The organism is Protofrankia sp. CiT1, assembly GCF_917627335.1.
Classification (GTDB): Bacteria; Actinomycetota; Actinomycetes; order Frankiales; family Frankiaceae; genus Protofrankia.
In genome coordinates, this window is the sequence record NZ_CAKJTP010000272.1 from 1 (window position 1) to 3049 (window position 3049).

The 3049-nt window shown below is 67.4% G+C and carries 4 protein-coding genes; 1 reads left to right on the forward strand and 3 read right to left on the reverse strand.

The window, feature by feature from the left end; all coding sequences use genetic code 11:
• Positions 1-122: 122 nt before the first annotated feature.
• Genes MJ785_RS21350 through MJ785_RS21360 form a run of 3 tightly spaced genes read right to left on the reverse strand, consistent with a single transcriptional unit; the run spans position 123 to position 1695 of the window.
• Positions 123-389 (reverse strand): hypothetical protein, encoded by a 267-nt coding sequence (locus tag MJ785_RS21350; protein WP_239382627.1) that lies wholly within the window; start codon positions 387-389, stop codon positions 123-125.
• A complete protein-coding gene (locus MJ785_RS21355; protein WP_239382629.1) occupies positions 386-991 on the reverse strand; it encodes a hypothetical protein in 606 nt (201 codons plus the stop codon). The genes MJ785_RS21350 and MJ785_RS21355 overlap by 4 nt, the downstream gene beginning before the upstream one ends.
• A complete protein-coding gene (locus MJ785_RS21360; RefSeq protein ID WP_239382631.1) occupies positions 988-1695 on the reverse strand; it encodes a DUF6284 family protein in 708 nt (235 codons plus the stop codon). The genes MJ785_RS21355 and MJ785_RS21360 overlap by 4 nt, the downstream gene beginning before the upstream one ends.
• A gap of 212 nt (positions 1696-1907) precedes the next feature.
• On the opposite strand from MJ785_RS21360, the gene MJ785_RS21365 reads away from it, so the two are divergent.
• Complete coding sequence (locus MJ785_RS21365; RefSeq protein ID WP_239376254.1) at positions 1908-2726, forward strand: GntR family transcriptional regulator; 819 nt, start codon at positions 1908-1910, stop codon at positions 2724-2726.
• Positions 2727-3049: the final 323 nt, after the last annotated feature.

Consider the following 3049-nt stretch of genomic DNA (forward strand, 5'->3'; position numbering starts at 1 on the left):
CGGGGACCAGGCGCCGATCGCGCGCGCGACCAGTGTGGGCTGTGCGTGGAGGACGTTGGCGACCACGGATGCGGCCATGCCCAGGATGAGCACGCCGCGGACGGCTGTGCGCAGACGGCCGGTCATGACGTGACCGTCCAGAACCGGTCCGGGTGCCGCCAGAAGAACAGGTCCACCCCGGCCGGCAGGTGCTCCAGCAGCCGACGTGCCTGTACCTCGCTTACATGCTCCGGGGCCAGCGCGATCAGGATCTCGCCGGTCTGGCGGGAGACCACACCGTGGATTACCGGCAGGGTGTAGCCGGCGGTCATAGCCGCCAGCTCGTCCGTGGCCACGACCCGGACGCGTGCGCCGTCGGCGGTGAACGCGGCGATCTGCGTGACGCTCATCGGGTCACCTCGTCGGCCACAGCACGCAGACGTTCCGCCAGCTTCTCCTGCTGGCCTGCCTCCAGGTCTCTGCTCATGAGCAGAATCTGGAGCTTCGTCCAGGCGTTCCATTGATCGATTTCGCGGAGGTAGTCGAGCGCGGCCACACAGTCCGCGCTCGACCAGGCCCACTCGGTCAGCCGGTCCAGCTCCCCCACCGTCAATGCCTCGAGGAACGTGTGCGCCAGCTCCCGATGCCGGCCGTCCGGCACGGTCTCGCGCCGAGCAGGCGGGGGTACCTCATACGTGTCGTCGTCCGGGGGGACGCACTCCGGGTGCGAAAACCCGATGCCGTCATCGGCGCCAGGGCCGGACACCGGGTCGTCACAGAACCGGCACGGATGCGCGACGGCCGGCTGGTCGAGCGTGGCCTCCCGGACCACGGCCAGCGCCGCGTCCTCCCGGCTGTACCAGCACTGTCCCAGCGCCCCGGTCGGGTGCACCCGGCCCGCCCAGCTGTAGCGGGTGACGCGCCAGATCCTGCCGACCTCCACCCCGCCTGCGACGACCAGGTACTCGGTCGATCCACACGAAGCCGTCGTCTGAAGCTCGAATCCGCTCATGCCACAGCCGCCAGCGTCCCGGGAACAGCGGATGGTCGGGTCGGACGGTAGGTGGCGGTGTCCGGGTCGGCGGTAAACCCCGCGGCGACCCTGGCGAGGTCACGGCGGGCCGTGGCAAGCCGGCGGGCCGTCCACGTGCTCGCACCGTCAGACGCCATGGCAATCTCCGCGTCCACCACCTCCAGCTCCGCGGCGATCAACGGAGTCTCGGCAATGATCGCGGCGAGGTCCGCAGCGGACGGCTCCCCGTCCCCGCCGGGTGCGTCGTCGGCCGCAGGTGAGTCGGTCTGGGTGAACGCGGCGCGAGCCGGAGGCATCTCGTCACCGGTGAAGTGGTCCCACACCCGGACCCGCACTCCGTCGATGTCCAGGCTGATGTGCAGGCCGAACGCGTCCGGGAAGTCGTACGTGACGAGCAGCGGCAGACCCAGCGCATCGGCCACAGCCCGAAGAGCGGCCAGGCGAACCGGCACCGTGTCAGGCCCGTCCTTCGTGACACCCCCGGGCCCGGACACTGCGGCCTGTAGGTCCGCTGACGAACCGTAGTCGGTGGTGGAGATGGCGACCCGGGCGCCTGTGGGATCGACCGCGGGGCCGATCCGGGTGAGCAACTCAATACCCGCACGGAGCGCATCAACCTGACGCGCAGACGACCCGCCAGCGGCGGGTACCGGATCAGGCTCAGGCAAGGCATGCTGAAACACGGTCAGACCTCCCGAAAGGTCGGATCTAGGCCACGCCGGTGCGCAAACACCGGCCAAGGGCCGAATCTCAGGCCCTCAGCCGGTGTTCCAGCACCGACTGGGGGCCGCTTCCGTTGCCGTTCGTGGATAGTCTGTATGTCTGCATGCAAACCTGTCAACCCCTCGGCCGCAGGACATGCTGACATGTAGATGGGCGGACTACTTTGGAACCCATGACCGGTGAACCCACCGACGCGCGACCGCTATCAGTCCGCATCGCCGATAGCCTTCGCGGTCGCATCGAGTCCGGCGACCTCGCGCAAGGTGATCAAATCCCAACTCTGGATGCCTTGGCGGCCGAGTTCGGTTGCAGCCTCGCCGCAGTCCGACCCGCGTTGGATCTGCTGCGGCAACAAGGACTGATCATTACGAAACACGGGCGCGGTTCCTTCGTACGCGACGCGTCCACTGAGCGACGGCGGATCACGCGGGGACGTATGGTCATGCGCGACCCCGCGCGGGGTTACGTCTTTCCGGCAGCAGGGCGGCCAGACGAGCCTTGGCAGACCCACGGCCAGCCTCAGGCCGCAGCCGCCACCGCACCTACACCGATTGCCGCAATCCTGAACGTGCCGGCTGGCGCCAAGGTGGTTCGTCGGCGGCGGGTGACCTCGCCGGCCGCGGAGGCTCCTTTCCAGTTGGTCGACACCTGGATTCACCCCGATGGCATTGTGGACGCACCACAGGCTGGTGAGCCGGACACCGGACCAGGTGGTTATCTGGATCGCCTAGAGGAAGTTGGACACGGTCCGATTACGTGGCACGAAGTCTTCCGCGTACGGCAACCGTCGCGGGAAGAAGCACGGCTACTGGAGATCGCGCCCACACTTCCGGTGGTCGAACTGTCTCGAGTCGGGTCATCCGCCAAAACCGGCAAGCCGATCGAGGTCACAGTCTGCGTCATCCCGAGTGATCGGGTTGAGTTCGAGACCGAACTCCAGCGCGACAAGTCAGCAAGATGGCCAACCACACCCGTCATTCGCTCGACGTAGGCCAGGTGGACAACGGCATCCGCTTCGGTCTTGAAATCTTGACCGGGCCTGTGCCAACTTTCCGTACTTGGTCAAGGGCGGCCCTTCGGGCCGCGCAGACAACGCGAAACGGCCGGTACCTCTCGCAGGCACCGGCCGCTCGTGTGATAGAGCCGCCACGGCGTTCGCCGCGACGGCTTGGATATAGAGGATCATCGACTGCCACGCGTGCCCAATCACGTGCCCGATCTACCAGACACCCACGGTCAGACGTGGTCCCGCCGTGATCCTCGCGAGTCCCCCAAACGCCTACGCAGCAGGACGAACGCCTTACCACGAAGGGT